The sequence below is a fragment of the Bacillus sp. TH25 genome, assembly GCF_016650935.1.
Taxonomy (GTDB): domain Bacteria; phylum Bacillota; class Bacilli; order Bacillales; family Bacillaceae_G; genus Bacillus_A; species Bacillus_A mycoides.
In genome coordinates this window covers 768,909-795,050 of the sequence record NZ_JAEKEU010000039.1, presented here as the reverse complement: position 1 = coordinate 795,050, position 26,142 = coordinate 768,909, and the positions used below count along the sequence as shown (strand labels likewise).

Genomic DNA, 26,142 nt, shown 5'->3' with positions numbered 1-26,142 from the left:
ATTATGAAGGAGTGTTTTTCATCATGGTTACAAATCGAGTTGTCTTTTTAACAGGTGCTGCGAGCGGTATTGGTTATGAAATGGGAAGTGCTTTTGCCAAAGAGGGTGCTAAAGTTGTGATTAGTGATCGTCTTGAAGAACGTGCGAAAGAAGCTGCTGAACAATTGCAAAAAGAAGGCTATCAAGCCATTGGTTTAAAATGTGACGTTACATCTGAAGAAGAAATTACAGCAGCAATTTCTCAAACAGTTACTCACTTCGGCTCATTAGATGTATTAATTAACAACGCAGGAATGCAACATGTTTCACCGATTGAAGATTTTCCAACTGATAAATTCGAGCTTCTTATTAAAATTATGCAAATCGCTCCATTTATCGCCATCAAACATGCCTTTCCGATTATGAAAAAGCAAAAATATGGTCGTATCATTAATGTTGCTTCGATTAACGGACTTGTTGGATTCGCTGGAAAAGCTGCCTATAATAGTGCGAAACATGGTGTAATTGGATTAACAAAAGTTGCTGCTTTAGAGGGAGCAACTCATGGAATTACTGTAAATGCTCTTTGTCCCGGATATGTCGATACCCCTCTTGTACGAAATCAACTACAAGACTTAGCAACTACGCGAAATGTACCACTTGAAAATGTTTTAGAAGATGTCATTTATCCTCTTGTACCACAGAAACGTTTGCTACAAGTACAAGAAATTGCTGATTATGCTATGTTTTTAGCGAGTGAAAAAGCAAAAGGTATAACTGGTCAAGCCGTCGTTATCGATGGTGGTTATACTGCTCAATAAAGTGGAACTTTAATCAGTGGGGGTTTTGTTCATCCCCCACTGATTATTAGCCTTCACCAATCGGGCTTTTACGGGCAATTAATCTCCGACCTAACTTCTTTGCTCCAACCAAATTTTGAGGTGGGAGTTTTACCGCCCAGCAAATAGCGGGATAAAAAATAAAGTTTGCTCTTCGCGAGCAAACTTTATTTTACTTTCTATCGCGAGGATCTTCCTACTTTAGTAATTGTTTAGGGAGTTTCTCAATTGCAACAATCACTCCGTCTAATTTATTTTCAATCCGATGGAGTAAATATAATGTTACAACAATTGGAAAGCCCACATTACCTATCATCCCGATCCACTCTTCCATCTTTCTCTCCTCCCTTCATTACATAAATAAGAGGAAACGAAGACTTAAGGCATAAAAAAACAAGCTATTTTTTATTAGCTTGTTTTTTAACTACTCAGCCATACATTTCATTTTTCAGCATATAGATTGCTACCATGAAGATACAAATGGTCCTACACCTTGCTACCTTCCTTTGTTTTAAAACGTTGCGCGTGGTAGGAACAGGCACTTACCGCTCCTATACATAGCCAGTCCCTCTCGACCATTTAAAAACATGCTTTTCTACCGTTTTTTTATATAGCGACTGAGCAGTTAGCTTATTTTTTCAAATAATGATGTAATTTCTTGCTTATAATCTCCACGTAAAATACCTTTCTCAGTAATAATCCCCGTAATTAATTCATGCGGTGTTACATCAAATGCAGGGTTAAATACAGGCGTTCCAAGTGGCGCCACTTGTTTCCCAAAAATTTTCGTAACTTCTGTTTCATCTCTTTCTTCAATGACAATTTCAGCACCTGTTTGTTTCGTAGTATCAAATGTAGATAACGGTGCTGCAACGTAAAATGGGATACCGAAATACTTTGCTAATATAGCTAAATTTAATGTTCCTATTTTATTAGCAGTATCACCGTTTTCAACGATTCGATCTGCCCCTACGATAATCGCATTAATTTCTTTCGTTCGAATTGCATGTGCTGCAGTATTATCCGTAATAAGCGTTACATCAATGTCTGCTTGTTTCAATTCCCATGTCGTTAAACGACCACCTTGTAAAACCGGCCTCGTTTCACACGCATACGCATGTAAACGCACACCCTTCTCTTTCCCAATATAAAATGGGGCTAATGCTGTTCCATATCTAGCAGTCGCAATACTTCCAGCGTTACAAATTGTTAAAATTTTATCACCGTCTTTAAAACATGTTAAAGCATGTTCTCCAATACTTCGGCACACCATTTCATCCTCTTGCTGAATATGAAGCGCTTCTTCTTCTAATATTTTTTGGGCTTCTTTTATTGTAGTAATCTCTCGAATAGATTCTCTCATACGATCGATTGCCCAAAATAAATTGACTGCTGTCGGGCGTGATGTTCCTAAATAGTTACAATCTCTATTAAACTTCTTCTGAAACTCATAGATATTTATAGCATCGTATTTCTTTGCCGCAAGCGCCAAACCAAACGCAGCTACAATTCCAATTGCAGGCGCTCCTCGTACTTCTAACATAATGATACTTTTCCATACATCTTCAATATTCGTTAATGTTTTGTATTCAGTGACATGCGGCAACTTTGTTTGATTTAATACTGCAATTACATCGCCTTTCCAACTTACAGATCTCGGAATAGTAATAATTGTACTCATGCTTTTACGCCTCCAACTGTCTGTTGAAATAATGTTCGAAACAGTTGAATATCAGCACACTTGGCTTCATATTTTATTAGTTCTCTACCTAAGGATAACGCTTGTTTTTTAGCTTGAATTCTTTTTTCTTTATTTGCTATCCCATCTAAATCCGCTACATGAGCTAAGCCAATTGTTCTACGAATCAGTTCACATCCGGCAAACCCGACGGCATCAGTAAAGATATTTTGCAAAATAATTGGTAACCATTGTTTTTCTTTCGTATATGCTTCTACACCTTCTCCAATCCATAACTTCGTAAAGTTTTCTACAAAATAACTCCATGTCTTTTCTATATGGAAAAATAGTACACTTCTCTTTTCTTCTTCTCTAGATAAAGCATTTAATAATAGATTTGCAATAAATTGACCGATATCAAATCCAAATGGACCGTACGTTGCAAATTCCGGATCAATCACTTTCGTTTCAGAGGGTGATGAAAAAATACTACCAGTATGTAAATCACCATGAATAAGCGCTTCTTTTCTCGTTAAAAACTTATATTTATATTGCGCTACTTTTAGTTTTAAAGTTTTGTCACTCCAAAGTTCATCAATCACTGACTGTAAATCTGACTCATAATCATTCGTATCGTAATGTCCAAACGGATCTGTAAAAACTAAATCTTCTGTAATTTTACTAAGGTCTGGATTTACAAATGTACCTTCTAGTACCCTTTTCTCTTCTGACTGTAAACCGAAATCTGAAGTATAAAACAAAACATGTGCTAGAAAACGACCGATATGCTGGGATAAAAGTGGATATCCTTCTCCATCTATTAATCCTTTTCTTGTAATTGTTAGTCTTGATAAGTCTTCTATTACTGTAACTGCTAACTCTTCATCATGACTGTACACTACCGGAACATAATCTGGCACATACTTCGCAAAAATTTGTAATGCTTTACTTTCAATCGTCGCTCTTTTTATAGACAGTGGCCAGCTCTCACCGACTACTTTCGCATATGGCAGTGCTTGTTTTATTATAATAGACTTCTCTCCATCATCTAATTTGAACACGTAATTTAAATTTCCATCTCCAATTTCATGACAAACTACATTTGCTTTCTTTTCAAAATAACCGTGTTCTTTCGCATATTGTATAGCTGTTGTTTCAGTTAATGAATAATATCCCATCGTCTTCTCCTCCTTTTCATTCAGAGGTTTTTCTAAAATAGAAAAACCCCTTTCCACAAAGAAAGAGGTTTGAAGTTTATCTTCTCCCCTCTTATCTGCCAGAAAGTTTACTTTCTGCTGGAATTAGCACCGTGCCTTTTGGCGTCATAAACGCCCCATTTCACAATGGTATTACGGTCGGTTGCTGGGCTTCATCGGGCCAAATCCCTCCACCTGCTCTTGATAAGAGTTGCATATTTTTTTGAATTTTTAACTTTATGATGAAGACTATACCAAGAATAAAAATCACTTGTCAACATTTTATTTATATAATTCTGGACGGCGATCTGCAAAAACTGGGATTCCTTTACGTACCTCTTTAATCTTCTCGAATTTAAGCTCTCCAAATAAAATAGATTCCTCTTCATTTGCCTCTACCACAACCTCACCCCACGGATCGACAATTAAAGAATGACCTGCAAACTCATTATTCGGATCCTTTCCCGCCCTATTACATGCTACAACATAACACTGATTTTCAACTGCTCTTGCTTGTAATAGCAAGCGCCAATGTGCTAAACGAACTAATGGCCACTCTGCTACAACGAATAAAACTTTTGCACCTTTAGCTGTATGAACACGCATCCACTCCGGAAAACGAATATCATAACAAATTGTTCCAGCGCACTCTACATCATCTAGCGTAAATTCACCTGTCTCATTACCAGCAACTAAATATTTATGTTCATCCATAAGCTGAAATAAATGTACTTTACTATATTCATTGACTAGCTGACCTTTATTAGTTACAACATACATTGTATTTGTGACACCTTGCTCTGTTTGCTTTGCTATGGAACCACCAACAATATGTACACCGTATTGCTTCGACCATTCTTTTAGCATTTCTTTCGTTTCTAATCCATCCATATCTGCAATTTCAGAAAGCCTTGTTAAATCATATCCCGTTGTCCATAGTTCTGGTAAGACGACAACGTCTGGTTTCTCCTTCATCGCTTCGCTTATTTTATTTTTAGCGCTCTCAATATTTTTTTCTACATCTCCAAAAGCAATATCCATTTGAATACATGCGACTTTCATTTTGTCATCCCCATTCTTATTTTTTTCTTTACAAAATACTGGAAAGATTATATCATTTGTCACTAGAATTGTAACAACTTTCAAAAGAGGTGGAAAGTATGAAATTATTTCAACCTTCTGAGATAGTAACATCATTGCCAACACAATTTTTCGCTTCACTTGTTGCAAAAGTTAACAAAGTCGTTGCAGCTGGTCACGATGTTATTAATCTAGGACAAGGTAATCCAGATCAACCAACACCGCAGCATATCGTAAAAGCTTTACAAGATGCTGCCGAAAAGACCATTCATCATAAATATCCGCCATTTCGCGGACATGAAAGCTTAAAAGAAGCCGTGGCAACATTCTATAAACGTGAATACGGCGTAGAATTAAATCCAAAAACTGAAGTTGCTATTTTGTTTGGCGGAAAAGCTGGATTAGTAGAATTACCACTTTGTTTTACAAACCCTGGCGATACCATTCTCGTTCCAGATCCAGGTTATCCAGATTATTTATCCGGAGTTACTTTAGCAAAAGCGCACTTTGAAACAATGCCGCTTATTGCAGAAAATAATTTTTTACCAGATTATACAAAAATTGATGACTCTATTGCCAAGAAAGCAAAGTTAATGTTTTTAAACTATCCTAATAATCCTACCGGTGCTACAGCATCAAAAGATTTCTTTGATGCAACAATTCATTTTGCTAATAAACATAATATATTAGTTGTTCATGATTTTGCTTACGGTGCTATCGGATTTGATGGTCAAAAGCCTGTTAGTTTCTTGCAAGCAGACGGTGCCAAAGATACAGGAATTGAAATTTACACTTTATCGAAAACTTTCAATATGGCTGGATGGCGTATTGCTTTTGCAGTGGGGAATGAAAGTGTCATCGAAACAATTAACCTATTGCAAGATCATATGTATGTTAGTATTTTTGGTGCAGTTCAAGATGCTGCCCGCGAAGCACTATTAGGCTCGCAGTCTTGTGTGGTAGAACTTGTTAATAGTTATGAATCTCGAAGAAATGCTCTTATTAAAGCTTGTCACTCGATTGGTTGGAATGTAAATATTCCAACCGGATCATTCTTTGCATGGCTTCCTGTACCAGAAGGCTATACATCTGAGCAATTTTCTGATATTTTGCTAGAAAAAGCACATGTCGCTGTTGCCCCTGGTATTGGATTTGGTGAGCACGGCGAAGGGTATGTTCGTGTTGGTCTCTTACATACAGAAGATCGATTACGAGAAGCAATTAATCGAATTGATAAACTAAATTTTTTCAAAAAGTCATTGACAACATAAAAAAAATCTGACAAAATTCAGTTATCTTAAAAATTTAAACATTTCTAAATACTTCTTATCAAGAGCAGGTGGAGGGACGAGCCCGACGAAACCCGGCAACCGATCTACAATTGTAGACACGGTGCTAATTCTCGCAGCGTTACGCTGACAGATAAGGAGCTGGTTGTAAAAAAACCTCTCCTTAGCTGAGAGGTTTTTTTATTTAACTAGGAGGGTATAACAATGAGCGGAATTATAGCGACATATTTAATCCACGATGATTCTCACAACTTAGAAAAGAAAGCGGAACAAATTGCAATTGGTTTAACAATTGGTTCATGGACTCATTTACCACACTTATTACAAGAACAATTAAAACAACATAAAGGCAATGTCATTCATATTGAAAAGTTAGACGAACAAGAACATATTAACTCTTATCTTGGCAAGAAAGTATCACGTGGAATCATTAAAATTCATTATCCATCGCTGAACTTCAGCCCAGACTTACCAGCCATTTTGACAACAACATTTGGAAAACTTTCGTTAGATGGGGAAATTAAACTAATTGATTTAACATTCTCAGACGAATTAAAGAAACAGTTCCCTGGACCGAAATTTGGAATTGAAGGCATCCGAAACCTTTTACAAGTTCAAGATCGCCCTCTTCTAATGAGTATTTTCAAAGGGATGATAGGACGGAATATTGGATATTTAAAAACTCAACTACGCGATCAGGCAATTGGAGGCGTAGATATTGTAAAAGATGATGAAATTTTATTCGAAAACTCATTAACACCACTTACAAAAAGAATTGAATCTGGGAAAGAAGTTTTACAATCTGTATACGAAACTTACGGACATAAAACTTTATACGCAGTAAATTTAACAGGGCGAACTTATGATTTAAAAGAGAACGCGAAACGGGCGGTGGTAGCTGGAGCAGACATTCTTTTATTTAATGTATTTTCTTATGGATTAGATGTACTGCAATCACTTGTAGAAGACGATGAAATTCCAATTCCTATTATGGCACACCCAGCTGTAAGTGGCGCTTATTCGTCATCAAAACTATACGGGTTCTCTTCTCCATTACTACTTGGAAAATTACTACGTTACGCTGGTGCTGATTTCTCTTTATTCCCATCACCATACGGCAACGTTGCATTAGAAAAAGAGGAAGCTCTTCTCATTACAGAAGCATTAACTGAGGAAGACCACTATTTCAAGAAAAGTTTTTCTGTGCCATCTGCCGGAATTCATCCTGGTTTCGTTCCCTTTATTTTACGAGATTTTGGTAAGGATGTTGTTATTAATGCCGGCGGCGGGATTCATGGGCATCCAAATGGAGCTCAAGGTGGTGGCAAGGCTTTCCGTGCTGCAATTGAAGCTACTTTACAAGGTAAATCACTCCATGAAGTGGATGAAATAAATTTACATAGCGCACTACAAATATGGGGAAATCCTTCTCATGAGGTGAAATTATGAGTATTCAAGTATTTTGTGATTTCGATGGTACGATTACAAATAACGATAATATCATGTCCATTATGGAAAAGTTCGCACCACCAGAAGCAGAGGAAATAAAGCAAAAAATTTTATCGCAAGAACTTTCTATTCAAGAAGGTGTTTCTCAATTATTTCGATTAATACCCATTAATCTACACGATGATATTATTCAGTTTTTACAAGAAACTGCTGAAATCCGTACAGGTTTTCCTGAATTCATACAATTTATTAATGAAAATAACATTTCCTTTTACGTTATATCAGGTGGAATGGATTTCTTCGTCTATCCACTCTTACAAGAAATAATCCCTAAAGAACAAATTTATTGTAATGCAACTGACTTCTCAGGAGAATTTGTTGAAGTTAAATGGCCGCACCCTTGTGACGAGCAATGTCAGCATAGTTGCGGTCTCTGTAAATCATCATTAATTCGTAAACTAAGCTCTAAAGATGATTTTCATATTGTGATAGGAGATTCCATTACTGATTTACAAGCAGCAAAACAAGCAGATAAAGTATTCGCCCGTGACTTCCTTATTACAAAATGTGAAGAAAATCATATTGCTTATACATCCTTTAACACATTTCACGATATTCAAGTCGAATTACAACATTTGTTGGAGGTGAAATCATGAAACAACTTTTTCGTCAATGGTATGACTTAAGTGAAATAAAAAAAGAATTAACAACTCGGAATTGGTTTCCAGCAACAAGTGGAAATATTTCTATAAAAGTCAGTCATGATCCACTTACTTTTCTTATTACAGCAAGTGGAAAAGATAAAACAAAAACCACTCCAGATGATTTTCTATTAGTAAATCATCAAGGAGTTCCCGTTTTAGAAACTGAGTTACGCCCTTCAGCAGAAACAATATTGCATACACATATTTATAACAGTACGAATGCTGGGTGCGTACTTCATGTTCATACAACTGATAATAATGTCATCACAAATTTGTATAGCGATAAAGTCACCCTTCAAAATCAAGAGATTATTAAAGCTCTTGATATTTGGGAAGAAGGTGCAACGATTAACATTCCTATTATCGAAAATGATGCTCATATCCCAACGCTTGGAGAGAAATTCCGAAAGCATATACAAGGAGATTCAGGAGCAGTATTAATTCGAAACCATGGCATTACCGTATGGGGCCGTGATAGCTTTGATGCAAAAAAAAGATTAGAAGCTTATGAGTTTTTATTCCAATTTCATATAAAATTATTATCAATTCAAGGAGGCGTTTCTAATGGCGCAAATTCGTATTCATGAGGAAAATACTCGTATTGAAAATGAAGTAGAGGTATCAAACTTTCTACAAGGAGAAGATGTTTTATATGAGAAATGGAATATTTCTAAACTTCCTACTCATTTAAAAGAAAATTACTCCTTAACAGATGAAAACAAAGCTGAAATATTAACGTTGTTTTCAAAAGAAATTGCTGATGTTTCAGAGCGCAGAGGTTATAAAGCATATGATGTGATTTCACTTTCAAATAGCACACCTAACCTTGACGATTTATTAATTAATTTCCAAAAAGAACACCATCATACTGACGATGAAGTTCGCTTTATTGTCAGCGGTCATGGCATCTTCGCTATTGAAGGAAAAGATGGTCGATTCTTTGACGTTGAACTTGAGCCTGGTGATCTTATATCTGTGCCTGAAAATGCAAGACACTATTTCACCTTACAAGATGATCGCCAAGTTGTAGCTATTCGTATTTTTGTTACAACAGAAGGTTGGGTTCCAATTTATTAAGGTAGCTAGTTGAATAAAAGAACTTGGAACCCCTTTTCCAACCTTTTATTCACTCTACATATATACATCCTCCTATGGAACAGGCTTATTTCATAACATTGAAGTAAGCCTGATTTTTTATTTACTAAAATGATTTGTCCCTTTCGTTTGTTCAAATCAAATATATCGAATCACAATTCCACTTTATCAAGTACATTCCGGAATATTTTTTGAACATTTATTGAACTTTTTTTGAATTTTTTCTGAAAATTCTGTTTTACGTATGATATACTACAACTAATAAGAAGGAAAATAATATTGCAAACAGAGGGGGATAATCATGAGTTTACTTATCGCACTTATACTAGGAGTTACATGCGGAGCTATTCCTGTCATTTTAGGAGCTATTATGGAAGAATTAGAAGTTGGTGTTTTAGGTTTTGCTGCATCATGTGTAAGCGCTTTATTTTTCAGTTTATATGGTGCTATTCCTGTTTCTATTCTGTGCGCATTTTATATACTACGCCATGCTCGCGCAAAACAGCTCGGCCCTAATCACATTGCCCAAGTTATTCCATTCCCAATTGAAAGATGCCGTCGCGCTTCCAGCCTATAAAGTGAAACTTTAATCAGTGGGGGTTTTGTTCATCCCCACTGATTATTAGCCTTCACCAATCGGACGTTTACGGGCAGTTGATCTCCCACCTAACTTCTCTGCTCCAGCTGAATTTTGAGGTGGGAGTTTTACTGCCCACAAATAGCGGGATAGATTATCCAACTTAAATATTATGCCTGCCTAAATAAATAAAAAGTCCTCAAATGAGGACTTTTTATTTATTTTCTTCTAGAAATTGAAACAATTCTTGCAAATGAAGTGCATCTTCACCGTAGCTAACGGATACATGACATGTCCCTTCAATCTCAGCATGCATATAAAGGACAATTCCATCCCGATCATATTTCAATGCCAAATAAAACTCCATTTCCTCTAACATCTTTTTCGAGCTTCGGATAACATAATGCCCTTTCTCATCTCTTCCATATTCAAAATCTGGTCCAAAATCGTATTTTTGTTTAAAAGCTTCTTTTTGCTTATCATTAATCTGTACACAAGTTGCTCGCTGCACAGCATCAATCATCTCGTCAAACTTTTGGAGATCCATTCCATTTACCCCCTTATATACTTTTTGTATAATACTTGTGTTCCGCTATTCTCTTTTCCATCTGCGATTAGCTCTTCATACAATTCCTTCGCTAAGGTTAAACCCGGTACTAGTAATTGTAATTTTTCAGCTTCATCTAAAGCAATCTTCATATCTTTCATAAAATGCTTTACATAAAAGCCAGGTTCAAAATCTCCTTTTAACATTCGAGGAGCTAAATTACTTAATGACCAGCTACCTGCTGCTCCTGTCGAAATACTCTCTAATACTTTATCTGCATTAAGTCCAGCCTTTTTCGCATAAGCAACAGCTTCACATACTCCAATCATGTTAGAAGCAATCGCAATTTGATTGCACATCTTTGTATGTTGTCCACTCCCAGCAGGGCCTTGCAACTGAATATTTGTTCCTAGTTTTTCAAATAGAGGTAAGCAAATATCATATATTCTGTTCTCTCCACCGACCATAATTGCTAGTCTTGCTTCTTTAGCCCCAATGTCCCCGCCAGATACTGGTGCATCTAATGTATATATATTCTTGCTTTTCGCAACTTCATTAATACGTTTTGCCAATGTTGGTGTAGATGTTGTAAAGTCAATTGCTATCGTACCTTCATTTGCATGTTCTAAAATTCCATCTACCCCAAAGTACACTTCTTCTACATCATGAGGATAACCAACCATCGTCATAACAACATCAACTTGCTTTACTAACGCTTTCGGTGTATCACACCAAGTCGCACCCTCTTGCACTAAAGAAGCTGCCTTCGCTTTCGTTCTATTATATACATATACTTTATGACCGCCTTGCATTAAATGATGTACCATACTTTTTCCCATTACACCAATACCGATGAAACCTATTGATAAATTTTTACTCTCCATCTTCTCATCCCCTTTGTTCTAATAAATCATTTACCATCTTCCGAAATTCCTTATTAAAATCATCATCCAAACTATTCTTCACATTTGAGAATAAAATAACAAACGTTCCTTTTTCTTTATTGAAATTATTAAACGTATTCCAACCAGATAATACACCATGGTTATGGAAAAAATCAGGATATATGTAAAAGCTAAATGCATATTTCCTCTCTGCTGAAGGTGTAAACATCGCTTGTATACTTTGTTCAGAAAGAAGCTTCCCATTTATAATCGCTTCATCTAATTTTTTCATATCCCCTACTGTCGTATACATCTCACCCGATCCATATAACCAGTCCATTCCTAATTTTTGTGCTGGTACAAGATCTTGGTCTTTCTTCACATAACCCTTCGTGAAGTTTTTATCTCCAGGTACCATATTTCCCATACCCGATTCATGCATCTCTGCTTTTGTAAATATATTCTCCTTTATGTAATCTCCTAAAGGCTTTTTCGATATACTTTCTATAATAAAAGCAAGCACCATATAATTATAATCTGTATACCTCCAACCTGTTCCTGGAGGAAATTCTACATTTTGACGTCCAATCCAATTAATTAACTGTAAACGGGAGGCTGCATTCACATTTCCTTTGGCATGTTCAGGCAAACCAGAGGTATGTGTTAATAAATGATATAACGTGATATTTTTATCTGCTGGAAATGAAGGAATGTATTTATTTACATTATCTTGGATATTTAACTTCCCTTGTTCTTGTAACTGTAGAATGGATGTAGCAACAACTGTTTTCGTAATAGAACCGATACGATATTTTGTTTGAGGCGTATTTTCTATTTTATTTTGAACATCAGCATATCCATATCCTTTATTCAATATAACATGCTCTTTATCTGTCACCAAAACTGTCCCATTAAATTGCTTTCCTACTAAATACTGATCTAACTTTTGAGATATACTAGCATAATCAATTTTTTGTACTTCTTCTATATTATCCTGTACCTCTGACTCAATAGCAGGAGTTACCTTTGTTGTTAATACTGCTTGTTCCTTTGGATCGGGACTATAGAGAAAATAGTATACTCCGCCGCAAACTACAGCAGACAGTGAAGCCGTAACCATTATTTTTTTTATCATATTGTTCCTCCGTAATTACTTCATGTGAACTACCCACCACTTAGTCTCTCTTGCGAGCTTACTTGAAGTGGGAGCTTCTCGGTTAAAATGGTCCCCCATATTCTATTATCAAGTAATAAAAAAAAATCGCAACAATTTGTTGCGAAAAATCACATTTTTTCTTTTCTATATATACATACTTGATTTTTCCCATTTTTTTTCGCTTCATATAACGCAATATCCGCTCTTTGCATTAATTCTTCTTTAGTAATCCCATTCTCATGTAACGCAACTCCAAAACTCGCTGTTAACTTTGAAATTCCAGAGAATTGCTTTGTTTCAATAAAAAATCGTAATGACTCCGCAACTTGAAACGCTTCTTTTTCTACCGTATTTGTCACTAATATTATAAATTCCTCTCCTCCCCACCTTGCGAATATATGTTGATTTTCAACTTTAGATTTCATAAGATCTGCTAGTTGTACTAATGCTAAATCGCCAAAATCATGACCATATGTGTCATTTACTGATTTGAAATTATCTATATCAAACAAAATAAGTGCTATTTTTTCATCGTTACGTACTGCATTGTCCCACTCTAGCTCTAGTATTTGTTGGAACTTCAAACGATTATAAATCTCTGTCAATGAATCTATCATAGCAAGTCTTTCTTGCTCTTGATAGATTTCGTCTAATTCTGTAATCTCTGTACACTTTACAATAAATCTCGATAAATCTTCTGGCAACGGTGTCGCACGTAATAAAAATGTTGATACGATCCCTTCATAATTGGACATCTTAATTCTTCTATCATATGATAATGTATCATCTAACCATGTTATATCATGAGTCGTTGAATAATATCCGTTTTCTCTAATAAAATGTTCAGCAAATACTAGATGTTGCTCACGATAAGCAAACAAATTTTCATATCCGAAAAACTCTAAAAAATTCGTATTACAATCAACAATCTCATCATCTTCTACTATAAATAATAGATCATTTTGAAAATCAAACATCGTCTGAAGTAGTTCTTGTTGCAAACTTACTTGCCGTACTAAAGAAAGTTGATACAGACTCTTATTCACTTCCTCTAACACTACTTGTGGAGTTACTGGCGCTATCACAATATTACGTATCCCTAACGTAAGCACCTCTGTAAACTCGTTTGTTATCTGTTGATCCCAAATGACAATGAATGTACTATGGGGATTATACATATTCTTTATATATTTTATTTGAGAAAAATCTGTTACATACATAATTACAATATGTGATTTAGTCTTATGAAACAATAGTTCTCCTTCTTCAAAACTATTTGCTATAAACATACATTTTGGATGGACGTTTTCTATCGTTTGTTGATGTGTACATCCATCTTCTATATAAAGGACATTCAACTGAAGATCTTGTAATACATTTTGGAAAACAGTATTCTCTAATAAAAAATGTAGTATGTTCATCACTAGTCTTCACTCACTTCATATATCTTGTTCTACTGAATTCCTCACAATCATTTTATAAAAAATAGTTCTCAAAAAATCCGATTATTGAGGAATACATATTAACAAGCTAATTGAGAATGTTATCTTCGCTTATCTACTCTAGAAATTCCTTTTTTAGTGTATGATTATAGGAATTGTATCGTTTGTATGAATGCCCCATCTCGTTACTTAAAACTTGACAATTAAAATAAAATTATTATATTCTTAAATTCAATAACTTACAAAATGTAAGTAGAGTATATTACATTTATTTTATATTAAGTTGATATGTAATTTGGAGGATATATAATGACAAACAATGACTTTTTTAACGTTTTATATGAACGCACATCTACACGTGCATTCAACCCTGAAAAAGAAATTTCATCTACAGAGTTACATGAAATTTTAAAAGCAGCTGCGCAAGCACCTTCTGCTTGGAACTTGCAACACTGGAAATTCCTTGTTTTCCAAGGCGAAGATGTGCAAAAACGATTACACCCAATTGCTTATAACCAACAACAAATTCTTGATGCTTCTGCTGTAGTCGCTATTTTAGGTGATTTAGAAGCTTACAAAAATGTTGAACCTGTTTACGGTCCAATTGTAGAACAAGGATTTATGAAAGAAGAAGCAAAAGAGCGCTTAGCTAAAAACATCGAATCTGCATATACTCGTGAGCAATACCCACGAGATGCTGCCTTTTCAAATGCTGCTTTAGCAGCAATGCAACTTATGCTTGCTGCTAAAGCAACTGGCTGGGATACTTGCGCAATTGGTGGTTTCAACCCACAAGCACTAATGGAAGAATTTAATGTTTCATCTCGTTACGTACCAATTATGCTTATTACAATTGGTGAATCAACTTTAAAAGGTCACCCTGCACCGCGCATGAGCGTAGAACAAGTAAGTGAATGGGCAAAATAATAAAAAACGAAGGTAATTTCATTACCTTCGTTTTTTATATTCTGTCACACATCCGTAATATTAAAATGTATTATTCGACATCTACACATAGATAGATCGTAATTTTCACGCTATCCCCATAAACAAATATGACGTTTCGTGTCGAAATTTGTTAAAGTATCGAAATATAACCGTGTGTTTTTGTTACAATTGTGATACAATGATAACAAATAGATAACAAGAGAGGGATTTTCATTGAGTTCATACGGAAGCTTTATCGCACTTTTAAGTTACATAGTAACTGTACTACTGCTATATTTTATTGGCGATGCTGCAAACATATCAGTGTTACAATTCCCTAAAGAAGAAGCGTTACAATTAGAAGCAGAAAAACATACTGCACGATCCATTGCACCACTACTCTTAGCTCTTCCTGTATATATCATCGTTTTATATAAAAGTAAAAAAGTGTAAAGGCTACCTATTTCATTCATTTCGGTGGTCTTTACATTTTTTTGTGACATTCCCCCTATTTTAAACATCATTCCATACTAAATACCCATCTAGTCATTTAAAATGAGAAAATCCCCTAGAAAAATTTCCATTATCTGTCCAGTCACCGACTGCCGAACTTACATAGATTATAAGTGTGAAGGGGGTGATGAGGATTATGTTTGGATCATTTGGATGCTGTGATAACTTTAGAGAATGTCATCATCGTGAAAGAGAGTGTGACCATCGCGACCATCGCGAGAAAGAGAGAGAAGAAGTTAGACCACACCGACCTGCTGTATGTAACGTACTTGCTACTATTTCAGTTGGAACAGAAATTTCTCTTTTAAGCATTAGAGGCCATCAATCATTCCGCAATGTAATTTTTGAAGGATTCTGTAACGGTGTTGCTCTTTTCTCTGCTTTAGCTCGTAATAATAACGACAAAGATAATAATAATAATAATAAAGACGATAAGAACAATCAAAATACTTTTACTGGCATTTTACGTGTATGCCCAACTGATATTATTGCAGTCGCTATCTAATTCTGTTCTTTATCCTCAATAGCCGCAAAATAAGATTTACTTTTCTCATAGAAAAAACCTGAGACCGATTTCAAATCGACTCAGGTTTTTTTACTATTATATGCTTTTAACTAATTCAACAACTTCTTCAGCAGTTGACATTGTTAATGCTTTTTCTGCTAATGTTTCCATTTCTGCTTTTGACAACTTGCTTAGTTGTGTTCTTGCAGGAAGAATAGATGTTGCACTCATACTGAACTCATCTAAACCTAAGCCTAATAATAATGGGATAGCAAGTGAATCTCCCGCCATCTCACCACACATACCAGCCCATTTGCCTTCTTTATGAGCAGCATCGATAACCATTTTTACAAGACGTAAAATAGATGGGTTATATGGTTGGTATAAGTAAGCTACACGTTCGTTCATACGGTCTGCAGCCATTGTGTATTGGATTAAGTCATTTGTTCCGATAGAGAAGAAATCAACTTCTTTTGCGAACTGATCTGCTAATACCGCTGAAGCTGGAATTTCAACCATCATACCAACTTCAATAGAATCAGAAACAGTTGTACCCGCTTGAACAAGTCTTTCTTTCTCTTCTAATAAGATTGCTTTCGCTTGACGGAACTCATCAAGAGTTGCAATCATTGGGAACATAATTTTTAAATTACCGTATACGCTAGCACGAAGTAATGCACGAAGTTGTGTACGGAACACATCTTGCTCATCAAGACATAAGCGAATTGCACGGTATCCTAAGAATGGGTTCATTTCTTTTGGTAAATGTAAGTATGGAAGTTCTTTATCTCCACCGATGTCAAGTGTACGAACAACGACTGGTTGATCTTCTTTTACACCTTCAAGAACTGCTTTATACGCTTCGAACTGCTCTTCTTCTGTTGGAAGATTGTCACGGCCCATGTATAAGAATTCTGTACGGTATAAACCAACGCCTTCTCCGCCATTATCGATAATACCTTGTACATCATTTGGTGTTCCGATATTAGCAACAAGCTCAACGTGATGTCCATCACTTGTTACAGTTGCTTGGTCTTTTAATTTTGCCCATACAACTTTTTGCTCTTCAAATTTCGCTTTCTTTTCTTCAAAAGAACGAAGAGTTTCTTCAGATGGGTTTACAATTACTTCTCCATCTAAACCGTCAATGATTACGATATCGCCGTTTTGGATTTTCTCCATAACAACTTTCGTACCAACAACAGCTGGAATTTCCATAGAACGAGCCATAATTGCAGAGTGAGATGTACGTCCACCGATATCAGTTGTGAAACCTTTTGCATACTTACGGTTTAACTGAGCTGTATCAGATGGTGTTAAATCTTCAGCAATGATGATTACTTCTTCAGAAATTGTACCAGGGTTTGAGAAGTTAATTCCTAGTAAATGTGCAAGAACACGTTTTGTTACGTCGCGAATATCCGCAGCACGTTCTTTCATGTATTCGTTATCCATGTTTTCAAACATAGAAATAAACATTGATGCAACTTCATCCATTGCAAATTCAGCATTTACTTTTTCGCCATTTACTTTATCTTTTACTGGATTTACTAATTCTGGATCATTTAATACTAATAAATGTGCTTCAAAGATAGCAGCTTTATCAGCACCTAGCTCAGCAAAAGCATGGTCCTTAATAGCTTCTAGTTCAGATTTTGCTTTCTCAAGCGCAGCGTCTAAGCGTGCAATTTCAGCAGCTTCGTCTGTAATTGATTTCTTTTCAATGTTAAATTCAGGATTCTCAAGTCTGAAAGCCTTTGCAATAGCAATCCCACTTGATGCAGCGATCCCTTGAATGTTAAGAGTCATTATTCTCCTAATCCTTCGTTTTTCATAGTTTCTTCGATAGCTGCTAGTGCTTGAGCTGCATCATCACCATTTGCAGTGACCTTAATTTCCGCGCCTTGTTGAATTCCTAAAGACATAACACCCATGATTGATTTCAAGTTAACGTTTTTTCCGTTATACTCTAAGTTAATGTCAGAACCAAATTTGCTTGCAGTGTTTACAAGTAGAGTTGCTGGACGAGCATGAATTCCTGAGTCGCTAGTTACTTTAAAGATTTTTTCCATGATAATTTATCTCCTTCAAATACAGTATTTTTTTAGTTGTATAGACGTGAGTACTACATCATCTATTGTATATAATAGGCGATGTTCGGTCAACCACATCGCCTATTATAATTATAAACATTTTGCGTCAAATTCCTACTGAATGTCAATAATAGCGTTTTCGCCCTTCTTAACATTTCCATCTTTTTTCAATTCGACTTGTTGTCCTTGTTGTAAATTCGTAAAGACGATTGGTGTAATAATAGATGGTGCATTTTCTTTTACAAATGCAAGATCTACTTTTAATAATGGTTGTCCTTGCTTCACTTTATCACCTTGTGCTACAAGCGCTTCAAAGCCTTCACCATTTAATTTTACAGTATCAATACCGAAGTGGATTAAAATTTCTTTTCCGCCTTCAGACTGAATACCAATCGCATGTTTTGTAGGGAACACATTTACAATCTCACCATTAACCGGAGAAACTACTGTTCCTTCTGTTGGCTCAATCGCAAATCCATCTCCCATCATTTTCCCTGAGAATACTTGGTCAGGTACTTCTGTAATCGGTAAGATTTTCCCTTCAATTGGTGAAACGATTGTTTCATTTTCATCAACCTGTTGAGGAGCTTCTTCCACTTTTACAGGCGCTTCTTTTTCAACATGAGGTGTACGACCTGACATAATATCATGAATTTGTGATTTTAATGTGTCAGATTTCGGTCCGAAAATAGCTTGAATGTTATTTCCAACTTCAAGTACACCGGCTGCTCCAAGCTCTTTTAAGCGGTCTTTATTTACATTTTTTTGTTCGTTAACTTGAACGCGTAAACGAGTAATACAAGCATCTAACGAAGCAATGTTTTCTTTACCACCAAGTGCTACTAATACTTCACGTGGAAGTTCTCCTGCTTCTGTTTTCCCTGCGCCTTCATTAGCATTCGCTACTTCACGACCAGGTGTTTTTAAGTTCCATTTACGGATTGCGAAACGGAATCCGAAGTAGTAAATAACTGCTAGTACAAGACCAACAATAATTACCCACCACCATGCCGTACGACCTGGTAGTACACCGAATAATATGAAGTCAATTAAACCACCAGAGAATGTCATACCAATTTTAACACCTAAAATTTGCATTGTCATAAATGATAGACCAGCGAATACTGCATGAATTCCGAATAATACTGGTGCTACGAATAAGAATGAAAATTCAAGCGGTTCTGTAATACCTGTTAAGAAAGATGTTAATGCAGCAGATCCTAAAATACCAGCTGCTAATTTTTTATTTTCCGGACGTGCTTCATGGTACATTGCTAAAGCTGCTGCTGGAAGACCGAACATCATGAACGGATACTTACCAGTTGTAAATGTACCTGCTGTTAATTCTACGCCGTCTTTTAACTGTGCCATAAAGATTTTTTGGTCACCACGGATTAATTCGCCAGCTGCATTTGTATACTGACCGAATTCGAACCAGAACGGTGAATAGAAAATATGATGTAATCCAAATGGAATTAATGAACGTTCGATTAAACCGAATATAAATGCTGCTATCGTTCTATTTGCATCAATCATTTGATGTGAGAACGTATTTAAGCCACCCTGAATGTATGGCCAAATGAAGCACATGATAATACCTACCACTAAAGAGAATGTTGCAGTTGCGATTGGTACGAAACGCTTACCTGCAAAGAAACCTAAGTATGATGGTAATTCAATGTTGAAGTATTTATTATAACAATATGCCGCTACTATCCCGACGATAATACCACCAAACACTCCTGTTTGCAGCGTTGGAATTCCTAATACGTTTGCATATGCTGGATCTGAAAATCCAATTTTTACTGGATCTGTTCCAGTGCTTGTTACTTTCACTAGTTTATCTACTTCTAAGAACACACTCATCGTTTTGTTCATAATTAAGTATCCGACGAACGCTGCTAAACCAGCTACTCCGTCTCCACCAGCTAAACCGATCGCTACCCCAACTGCGAATAATAGCGCAAGGTTAGCGAAAATAATATCGCCAGATTGTTCCATAATTTTTGCAACCATTACGAACCAATCTGCTTTTAAAGCAGGGATAACATTTGTTAGTTGTGGATTTTGAAATGCATTACCAAATCCAAGTAAAATACCTGCTGCCGGTAAAATCGCTACTGGAAGCATAAGCGCTTTTCCGACTTTTTGAAGAACACCAAAGATCTTCTTAAACATGGAAACCCTTCCTCTCTTATCTATATTGATACTTTTCGACAAACGCCAAAAAGGCATGAGGAAAAAAAGATAGAACGATAGCTATACAAAGGGTAGTATGTCCCTTTCTTTAGCTTACATTCCCAACTTTTCTCCACTCATGCCTGATCGAATCAGTAACACGTGTCAAAAATAGGATTACGTATAAGTTCACTATAATTAAAGCAAACGTTTTCGTTATTTACCTTAATGTGTTTGTCGAATTTTGTATAACTTTGCAATAGTTATTATACATAACTATTGTAAGCGATTCAATCATTTTTTTTAACGTTTTCATTTTAGACAAAAATATATGTCTTTTTACACATGTTCTGCTTTCACTAATCGTTGTAAATGCATCGTTAAATAAATACTCTCCGCTTCATAAACAGGAAGTTGTAATTCGTTCTGCATTACTTTGACTAGCTTCCACGCCAAATTGTAACAAACTGGATATTCTAATTTTAATAAATCAGCAAAACTTTGTGCTTCTTCTACTTTTTCTCCTTTTTTCACCCGTTCAATAGCATATTGTAAATGGCGAATAAGGCGTAAATAATGAATGCTTTCTTGGTCTAATGTAATTTGTAGGTTTGTCTCAATTAAAGACACAAGTTGTGCAATAAGACGAGAATTTTGATTAACAGAAGATAAATCAGAGTTTGTAAGCGAGCTATAAATATGGAGTGCGATAAAGCCAATTTCTCCTTCTGGCAATGTAATTTGCAAACGAGAATTTAAAAGTTTCACAACTCCTTCAGCAATTTCATATTCCTCTGGATATAGCATTTTCGTTTCAACTAAAAAAGGATTATCTATTGTAAGTCCTTGTTTCAGCCTTTTAATTGCAAAAGAAATATGATCTGTTAAAGCGATATGAATATGTTCATTTAATGGAGACTCCGCTTTTTCTTGAATGTATAACATAATATCATTCATCAATTCAATTAGCTTTTCACTCACATGCGGCACTAAAAGTTTGTATTGTTCTCGATCACGTTCATTTTTTAAAACAAACATTTTCTCAATTTGTTCTTGCTCCAACACATCTTCAGCCTTTTTTCCAAATCCAATTCCTTTACCGATCACTACTACTTCCTCGTGTTCAGGATGGCTAGCAATGATGACATTATTATTTAAAACTTTTTTAATTTCTAGATAATTACTCATATAACACCACCCTCGTACTTAAATAGCCTACTTTTATGTTACAGAACATTCTTCTTTGTCGTCAATGTAAAACATCTACCATTTGATAAAAATTCATTTTTTAGACATGTTTGTATATGATGCGTATAATGTAAGAGCAACTGTACATAGAAAGGAGATAGCAACATGATTAAAATGTTTGTAAGTGATATTGACGGTACAATGATGCAGCATGGAGGTCTGATTGATGAACAGGATGTTGCGGCACTTCGCAGTCTTGCTGAGCAAAATGTTATTCTTTGCTTCGCTTCTGGACGACTTGATAATGAAATCGCAGACTTAATGAAAGCTGTAAATACAAATTTCCATCGTATTAGTGTAAATGGTGTGTTTGTATACACTAATGAAAATAAGCAACTATTATCCGCAAATTTTGATTCCAGTATTCTTCCTGATTTACTAGCTATGACAAATCAAGACCCTTATTTCCGTTATGTAAGTGATGAGCATAATTACTATATTGAAGAGAAGACACCTTTTATTCATGAACTCGAAAAACAAGTAGCAATGACTTCTGTTGAAGAACCAAATTTATTACAGAAAATCGATGATACAATTTTTCCAAATAAAATTTCTATCGGTGGAACAAAAGAAAACTTACAACTCCTTCAAAAAAAGATCGATGAAAAATTCCATGGAAAAGTTAGTACTTTCATTTCAGCTGAACAATGTTTAGATGTAATGCCACCAAATATTAGTAAAGGTTCTGCTATTTCTGTTTTATTAAAAGAGTTTCAAATACAACCAGAGGAGGTTGCATGCATAGGGGATTCTTACAATGATATTCCAATGTTTTCCTTAACTCCTCATAGTTTTGCTATGTCTCAAGCTGATGATGCGGTAAAAGAGCACGCTCACTATGTAGTAGATGCTGTCAAAGATGCCGTTAACCAAGTACTTGTTTATAATGAAGAAGCAAATAAAAATACGACTCGATCCTTATAAGGATGAGTCGTATTTTTATTTCTTTACATGTTGAAAACATCAAAGTTCACTGTACTTCACAAACTGAAATATATTACTTGTTACGTGCGATGTTCGTAATAAACTTGTAACGATCCCCACGATAAATACATTTCACATACTCTAACGGTAACTCACCTTCTGAATATGACCATTGACGCATTACAAGTACAGGCGCCTTTTTAGGAATATGCAGATGTTCAGCTTCATTATCCGTTGCAATTGAAGCTTCAATTGATTGAGTAGCGCGAACAAGCTTAAAGCCCAGTTTTTTCTCTAAATGTTCATATAAAGATTGTTGTAATATTTCTTCGTTAATATCTTTCACAAGAGTTGGCGACAAATATGTCGTCTCAAATGCAATCGGTTCGTCATCAGCTAAGCGCGTACGCCTCACTTCATAAACCGATTCTCCCTCTTGTATTCTCAGCCGGTCTGCTATTTTAGCAGTAGCTGGAACTAGGCGGAAACTTAATAACTGGCTGCTCGGTTTCATACCACGAGAAATCATATCTTCTGTGAATCCCGTCATTCCTTGCAACTTTTGCTCCACTTTTGGAAGTTGGACGAACGTTCCAATCCCACGTTTCCGGTATAAATAGCCTTGTTCCACTAAGTTATTAATCGCCTGTCTGATTGTCATACGACTCACTTCGAACTTATCACAAAGTTCATTCTCAGATGGAATTTTATCTCCCGGCTTCCATTCGCCGTCCTCAATTAGCTGTTTCACCCACTCTTGAATCTGATAATAGATCGGAAATGGTGAATACTTGTCGATGTTCATCAGCAATCGCCTCACTGCATAAAGATAGAGCTTCTGGATCTGCGATTACGGTTACATTCGGATGACGTTGTAAAACTGTAGCAGGACACGCCTCACTATATTCTCCTTGCAATAATTCCTTAACAGCTTCTGCCTTTTTAGATCCCATAGCAACAAGTAGAATTTGTTTCGCTTTCATAATGCTTCCAATTCCCATTGTAATCGCATGAGTCGGTACATCTTCTTCTCTTTCAAAGAAGCGAAGGTTTGCTTGGCGTGTAGATTCTGTTAATTCTACAATGTTAGTTGGAGAATTAAATGGTGTTCCTGGCTCATTAAATCCGATGTGACCGTTTTCACCGATTCCAAGAATCTGTAAGTCAACTGGGTTAGCTACTAGAATGCCTTCATAACGCTTGCACTCTTCCTCTAAATCACTTGCCATCCCATTCGGTACATAAGTTTGTTTAAATGGAAGATGATCAAACAACTGTTCTTGCATGAAATAGTGATAGCTGTTTTTATCTTCGTGTGGTAAATTTACGTACTCATCTAAGTTTACAGTGGTTGCATGACTTGTATCAAGTTTATTTTTTCGCATTTCTGCATAAATACCTAATGGAGAGCTTCCTGTAGCCATTCCTAAAGTTGGATTTTCTTTTGATTTTACAACCTCTTTAATTAACTTATAACCTGCTTCTGCTAATTCTTCTGGAGTTTTTACAACAAGAATATTCATCTAATTACTTCCCTTCCTTCATATGAATTCCTAAACGAACCGTATCATATACATGTAATTCTTCAGTCATAACAACAAAGTCTGCATCTTTACCTACCGCTAACGCGCCTTTATTATTTAATCCAAATTCTTCTGCTTGGTTAACTGATGTCATTAACACTGCCTCCTCGATTGAACATCCTGTAAATTCAATTACATTTCGGAAAGCTTGATCCATTTTCAAAATACTACCAGCTAACGTTCCATCTTCTAATCGGGCACTGCCATCTTTTACATGTACTGGCTGTCCGCCAAGCTCATATAATCCTTCTTCAAGACCTTTTGCACGCATTGCATCTGTAATGACACTTACTTTTTTCGGTCCTTTTAATTTATATGCTAATTTCACCATATCAGGGTGAATGTGAATACCATCTGTAATTACTTCAACCATTACATCTGGATTTAATAACACATGACCAACAACTCCTGGTTCACGATGATGTAATCCACGCATTTGATTGTATAAATGTGTTGCATGTGTAATTTTTCTATTTTTCAGTTGTGCATCAATTGCATCTGTATGCCCCATTGTGCCAACAACACCTGTTTCAGCAAGATACTGTTCAAACTCTAACGCACCTTCTTCTTCCGGTGCATATGTTACTAATTTAATTAGATTACCGCTTGCTTCCTGCCATTGTTTAAATTGCTCGATACTCGCAGGAACAATATGTTCAAGTGGTTGTGCACCCGCACGTTTTTTTGAAACATATGGTCCTTCTAAGTGAATATATTCGAAATGTGCTCCCTTATCTTTCGCTTCCTTCGCAGCACTTAGCGCCGCTTCAATCGCTTCTGGAGCTTGTGTCATTGTTGTTGGGAAGTAAGTTGTAACTCCTTCTTTTAACATTTCTTTACCAAGAGTTACTAATCCATCGCTATTTGCATCCATCGCATCAATATCGTATCCACCATGAATATGAACATCAATCATACCTGGAATCACAATCTTTCCTGCCGCATCTAACACAGTTTCATTTTCTTGTGATACATATTGAGCCATCAAACCAATTTCTTTAATTGTTTCTGTGTAACGAATAAATCCGTTTTCCACTACTTCTTTACCTGTATAAATTTTGGCATTGATGACAACTTGCGTTTTCATTTTCATCGATCCTTTCCCATGAAATACCTACTTGTTATTATTACCTTATTCGCCTAATTCCATCTTAATATACACACGAGTAGTTGTCTATACATTCTAATGAAATTTCCTCTTCATTCAGCAGAAAAAAGGAAATTTATTTCTTTTTCATTATAATATATGTTATTCATTTTTTCCAAAATGGAAAATACCCTCTTATATAATTAATTACTTAAGTAGTGGCATAAGACCACTCGACCCCATAGTAATATGTTCACCGTCTGTTTCTATTTCTACTGTACGCTTGTTTGTTCCGTATATCATTATACCACGCTGTTTTAATCGTCTTACAACACTTTGATGAGGATGTCCATATGGATTTCTACTCCCGTACGAAAGAATAGCGAATTGTGGGTCTACTTTTTTTAAGAATGTTTCACTCGTTGAAGTATACGAGCCATGATGCCCTACTTTTAATACATCTGCATGTACATCAAATTGCTTTAATATTTCATTTTCTGTCCGTATATCAGCATCACCCATTAATAAAAAGTCCGCTTTACCATATCGAATCTTTAATACAATTGAAGACTCGTTATTCTCGTCTTTCGATTTCCCATTGTTCAATACTTGTATAGAAACATGTGGATCTAGCGGTATGTATTGTCCTTCCTTCACTGAAATGAAAGGAATGCCCCTTTTTTTAATGTTATTTCGATACGTATGATAAGTAAATGAACTATATGTTTTCCCGCTATCTAATACGAGGGAAACTGGCATTTGCTCTACAATTGGAATAAGTCCTCCTATATGGTCCATATCAGGATGAGTACTTACAATCACATCTAAATGATTAATTCTTTTTTCAATTAGTTTTTGAATAATGACCTCTCCCGCTTCATAAGGACCCCCATCTATTAACATCGTTTGACCATTTGGCAATGTAATAAGTGTCGCATCACCTTGTCCAACTTTTAAAAAACTCACTTTCATTTTACCAAAATGTTGCCGCAGCATATGTATAGAAGACGCAGTATGAATAGACATCATATATCTTTTAGCCGATGCGCTGTTTAACGAAAAGCATAATAAAACAGAAACCAACAATAGAATATTCCGTACACCTCTCATAACTCGTCTCCTTTTTTCATTTAGTATGGCACGCTCTGTAATTGATATACAAAAAAAGC

27 protein-coding genes and 2 riboswitches are annotated in these 26,142 nt (G+C 35.8%); of the genes, 11 read left to right on the top strand and 16 right to left on the bottom strand.

Annotated features, from left to right (window positions below; all coding sequences use genetic code 11):
- Positions 1-23: 23 nt before the first annotated feature.
- Positions 24-800 carry a 3-hydroxybutyrate dehydrogenase gene (locus tag JFT89_RS28095; RefSeq protein WP_002190555.1) on the top strand — a complete coding sequence of 259 codons (777 nt, stop codon included), beginning with the start codon at positions 24-26 and terminating at the stop codon, positions 798-800.
- 214 nt (positions 801-1,014) lie between these two features.
- Here the strand turns inward: JFT89_RS28095 and JFT89_RS28090 are convergent, their stop codons facing one another.
- The 4 genes from JFT89_RS28090 to JFT89_RS28075 form a co-directional block, all read right to left on the bottom strand.
- Complete coding sequence (locus JFT89_RS28090; RefSeq protein ID WP_002066967.1) at positions 1,015-1,152, bottom strand: YvrJ family protein; 138 nt, start codon at positions 1,150-1,152, stop codon at positions 1,015-1,017.
- A 291-nt stretch (positions 1,153-1,443) separates the two neighbouring features.
- On the bottom strand, positions 1,444-2,499 hold the full coding sequence (gene mtnA / locus JFT89_RS28085; protein ID WP_016096180.1) for an S-methyl-5-thioribose-1-phosphate isomerase: 1,056 nt from the start codon (positions 2,497-2,499) through the stop codon (positions 1,444-1,446).
- The gene (mtnK, locus tag JFT89_RS28080; RefSeq protein WP_002088407.1) at positions 2,496-3,674 is read right to left on the bottom strand and encodes an S-methyl-5-thioribose kinase; all 1,179 of its coding nucleotides are present in this window, start codon (positions 3,672-3,674) and stop codon (positions 2,496-2,498) included. Before mtnK ends, mtnA begins: the two co-directional genes overlap by 4 nt.
- Before the next feature lie 88 nt (positions 3,675-3,762).
- Positions 3,763-3,903: riboswitch (SAM riboswitch) on the bottom strand.
- 71 nt (positions 3,904-3,974) lie between these two features.
- Positions 3,975-4,838: a carbon-nitrogen family hydrolase gene (locus JFT89_RS28075; protein WP_033707655.1), complete on the bottom strand. Its 864-nt coding sequence runs from the start codon at positions 4,836-4,838 to the stop codon at positions 3,975-3,977.
- Between the two features lie 14 nt (positions 4,839-4,852).
- Between JFT89_RS28075 and JFT89_RS28070 the strand changes: the two genes are divergently transcribed.
- From JFT89_RS28070 to JFT89_RS28045, 6 genes are all read left to right on the top strand, one after another.
- Positions 4,853-6,043, top strand: a complete 1,191-nt coding sequence (locus JFT89_RS28070; protein WP_016096178.1) for a pyridoxal phosphate-dependent aminotransferase — start codon at positions 4,853-4,855, stop codon at positions 6,041-6,043.
- A 52-nt stretch (positions 6,044-6,095) separates the two neighbouring features.
- A riboswitch (SAM riboswitch) is annotated at positions 6,096-6,201 on the top strand.
- 64 nt (positions 6,202-6,265) lie between these two features.
- Positions 6,266-7,510 (top strand): 2,3-diketo-5-methylthiopentyl-1-phosphate enolase, encoded by a 1,245-nt coding sequence (gene mtnW / locus JFT89_RS28065; RefSeq protein ID WP_016096177.1) that lies wholly within the window; start codon positions 6,266-6,268, stop codon positions 7,508-7,510.
- Entirely contained in the window at positions 7,507-8,166 is a 660-nt protein-coding gene (locus tag JFT89_RS28060) for a 2-hydroxy-3-keto-5-methylthiopentenyl-1-phosphate phosphatase (protein ID WP_016096176.1), read from the top strand. The genes mtnW and JFT89_RS28060 overlap by 4 nt, the downstream gene beginning before the upstream one ends.
- Positions 8,163-8,801 carry a methylthioribulose 1-phosphate dehydratase gene (locus JFT89_RS28055; protein ID WP_002111581.1) on the top strand — a complete coding sequence of 213 codons (639 nt, stop codon included), beginning with the start codon at positions 8,163-8,165 and terminating at the stop codon, positions 8,799-8,801. Before JFT89_RS28060 ends, JFT89_RS28055 begins: the two co-directional genes overlap by 4 nt.
- Entirely contained in the window at positions 8,779-9,291 is a 513-nt protein-coding gene (locus JFT89_RS28050; RefSeq protein WP_016096175.1) for a 1,2-dihydroxy-3-keto-5-methylthiopentene dioxygenase, read from the top strand. The genes JFT89_RS28055 and JFT89_RS28050 overlap by 23 nt, the downstream gene beginning before the upstream one ends.
- A 319-nt stretch (positions 9,292-9,610) precedes the next feature.
- Positions 9,611-9,886: a hypothetical protein gene (locus tag JFT89_RS28045; protein WP_016096174.1), complete on the top strand. Its 276-nt coding sequence runs from the start codon at positions 9,611-9,613 to the stop codon at positions 9,884-9,886.
- Positions 9,887-10,100: 214 nt separating this feature from the next.
- Here JFT89_RS28045 and JFT89_RS28040 read toward each other — a convergent pair whose 3' ends face one another.
- The 4 genes from JFT89_RS28040 to JFT89_RS28025 all read right to left on the bottom strand — a co-directional run bounded on the left by JFT89_RS28040 (position 10,101) and on the right by JFT89_RS28025 (position 13,894).
- On the bottom strand, positions 10,101-10,433 hold the full coding sequence (locus JFT89_RS28040) for a DUF3909 family protein (protein ID WP_002066983.1): 333 nt from the start codon (positions 10,431-10,433) through the stop codon (positions 10,101-10,103).
- Positions 10,434-10,438: 5 nt separating this feature from the next.
- Positions 10,439-11,317: an NAD(P)-dependent oxidoreductase gene (locus JFT89_RS28035; RefSeq protein ID WP_016096173.1), complete on the bottom strand. Its 879-nt coding sequence runs from the start codon at positions 11,315-11,317 to the stop codon at positions 10,439-10,441.
- 4 nt (positions 11,318-11,321) lie between these two features.
- Positions 11,322-12,452, bottom strand: coding sequence for a serine hydrolase domain-containing protein (locus tag JFT89_RS28030; protein WP_002066980.1), 1,131 nt, complete (start codon positions 12,450-12,452; stop codon positions 11,322-11,324).
- 149 nt (positions 12,453-12,601) lie between these two features.
- On the bottom strand, positions 12,602-13,894 hold the full coding sequence (locus JFT89_RS28025; RefSeq protein WP_016096172.1) for a GGDEF domain-containing protein: 1,293 nt from the start codon (positions 13,892-13,894) through the stop codon (positions 12,602-12,604).
- 330 nt (positions 13,895-14,224) lie between these two features.
- On the opposite strand from JFT89_RS28025, the gene JFT89_RS28020 reads away from it, so the two are divergent.
- The 3 genes from JFT89_RS28020 to JFT89_RS28010 all read left to right on the top strand — a co-directional run bounded on the left by JFT89_RS28020 (position 14,225) and on the right by JFT89_RS28010 (position 15,860).
- The gene (locus JFT89_RS28020; RefSeq protein WP_002066978.1) at positions 14,225-14,842 is read left to right on the top strand and encodes a nitroreductase family protein; all 618 of its coding nucleotides are present in this window, start codon (positions 14,225-14,227) and stop codon (positions 14,840-14,842) included.
- Positions 14,843-15,076: 234 nt separating this feature from the next.
- The gene (locus JFT89_RS28015) at positions 15,077-15,295 is read left to right on the top strand and encodes a hypothetical protein (protein ID WP_002088422.1); all 219 of its coding nucleotides are present in this window, start codon (positions 15,077-15,079) and stop codon (positions 15,293-15,295) included.
- 196 nt (positions 15,296-15,491) lie between these two features.
- The gene (locus tag JFT89_RS28010; RefSeq protein WP_002066977.1) at positions 15,492-15,860 is read left to right on the top strand and encodes a DUF3915 domain-containing protein; all 369 of its coding nucleotides are present in this window, start codon (positions 15,492-15,494) and stop codon (positions 15,858-15,860) included.
- A gap of 96 nt (positions 15,861-15,956) precedes the next feature.
- On the opposite strand, the gene ptsP is transcribed toward JFT89_RS28010, so the two are convergent.
- The 4 genes from ptsP to glcT all read right to left on the bottom strand — a co-directional run bounded on the left by ptsP (position 15,957) and on the right by glcT (position 21,319).
- Entirely contained in the window at positions 15,957-17,669 is a 1,713-nt protein-coding gene (ptsP, locus tag JFT89_RS28005) for a phosphoenolpyruvate--protein phosphotransferase (protein ID WP_002066976.1), read from the bottom strand.
- Positions 17,669-17,932 carry a phosphocarrier protein HPr gene (gene ptsH, locus JFT89_RS28000; protein ID WP_002033915.1) on the bottom strand — a complete coding sequence of 88 codons (264 nt, stop codon included), beginning with the start codon at positions 17,930-17,932 and terminating at the stop codon, positions 17,669-17,671. The genes ptsP and ptsH overlap by 1 nt, the downstream gene beginning before the upstream one ends.
- Positions 17,933-18,067: 135 nt before the next feature.
- Positions 18,068-20,131, bottom strand: a complete 2,064-nt coding sequence (gene ptsG / locus JFT89_RS27995) for a PTS glucose transporter subunit IIABC (protein ID WP_002014901.1) — start codon at positions 20,129-20,131, stop codon at positions 18,068-18,070.
- A 339-nt stretch (positions 20,132-20,470) separates the two neighbouring features.
- Positions 20,471-21,319, bottom strand: coding sequence for a glucose PTS transporter transcription antiterminator GlcT (gene glcT, locus JFT89_RS27990; protein WP_016096168.1), 849 nt, complete (start codon positions 21,317-21,319; stop codon positions 20,471-20,473).
- Positions 21,320-21,484: 165 nt separating this feature from the next.
- Between glcT and JFT89_RS27985 the strand changes: the two genes are divergently transcribed.
- Entirely contained in the window at positions 21,485-22,303 is an 819-nt protein-coding gene (locus tag JFT89_RS27985; RefSeq protein ID WP_002066974.1) for a Cof-type HAD-IIB family hydrolase, read from the top strand.
- A 73-nt stretch (positions 22,304-22,376) separates the two neighbouring features.
- Here the strand turns inward: JFT89_RS27985 and phnF are convergent, their stop codons facing one another.
- The 4 genes from phnF to JFT89_RS27965 all read right to left on the bottom strand — a co-directional run bounded on the left by phnF (position 22,377) and on the right by JFT89_RS27965 (position 26,083).
- Positions 22,377-23,108 (bottom strand): phosphonate metabolism transcriptional regulator PhnF, encoded by a 732-nt coding sequence (gene phnF, locus JFT89_RS27980; protein WP_071746946.1) that lies wholly within the window; start codon positions 23,106-23,108, stop codon positions 22,377-22,379.
- Positions 23,038-23,826 carry a glucosamine-6-phosphate deaminase gene (nagB, locus tag JFT89_RS27975; RefSeq protein WP_002066973.1) on the bottom strand — a complete coding sequence of 263 codons (789 nt, stop codon included), beginning with the start codon at positions 23,824-23,826 and terminating at the stop codon, positions 23,038-23,040. The genes phnF and nagB overlap by 71 nt, the downstream gene beginning before the upstream one ends.
- A 4-nt stretch (positions 23,827-23,830) precedes the next feature.
- Positions 23,831-24,973: an N-acetylglucosamine-6-phosphate deacetylase gene (nagA, locus tag JFT89_RS27970; protein WP_002165119.1), complete on the bottom strand. Its 1,143-nt coding sequence runs from the start codon at positions 24,971-24,973 to the stop codon at positions 23,831-23,833.
- Positions 24,974-25,180: 207 nt separating this feature from the next.
- The gene (locus tag JFT89_RS27965) at positions 25,181-26,083 is read right to left on the bottom strand and encodes a ComEC/Rec2 family competence protein (protein WP_016096167.1); all 903 of its coding nucleotides are present in this window, start codon (positions 26,081-26,083) and stop codon (positions 25,181-25,183) included.
- Between the last annotated feature and the right edge of the window lie 59 nt (positions 26,084-26,142).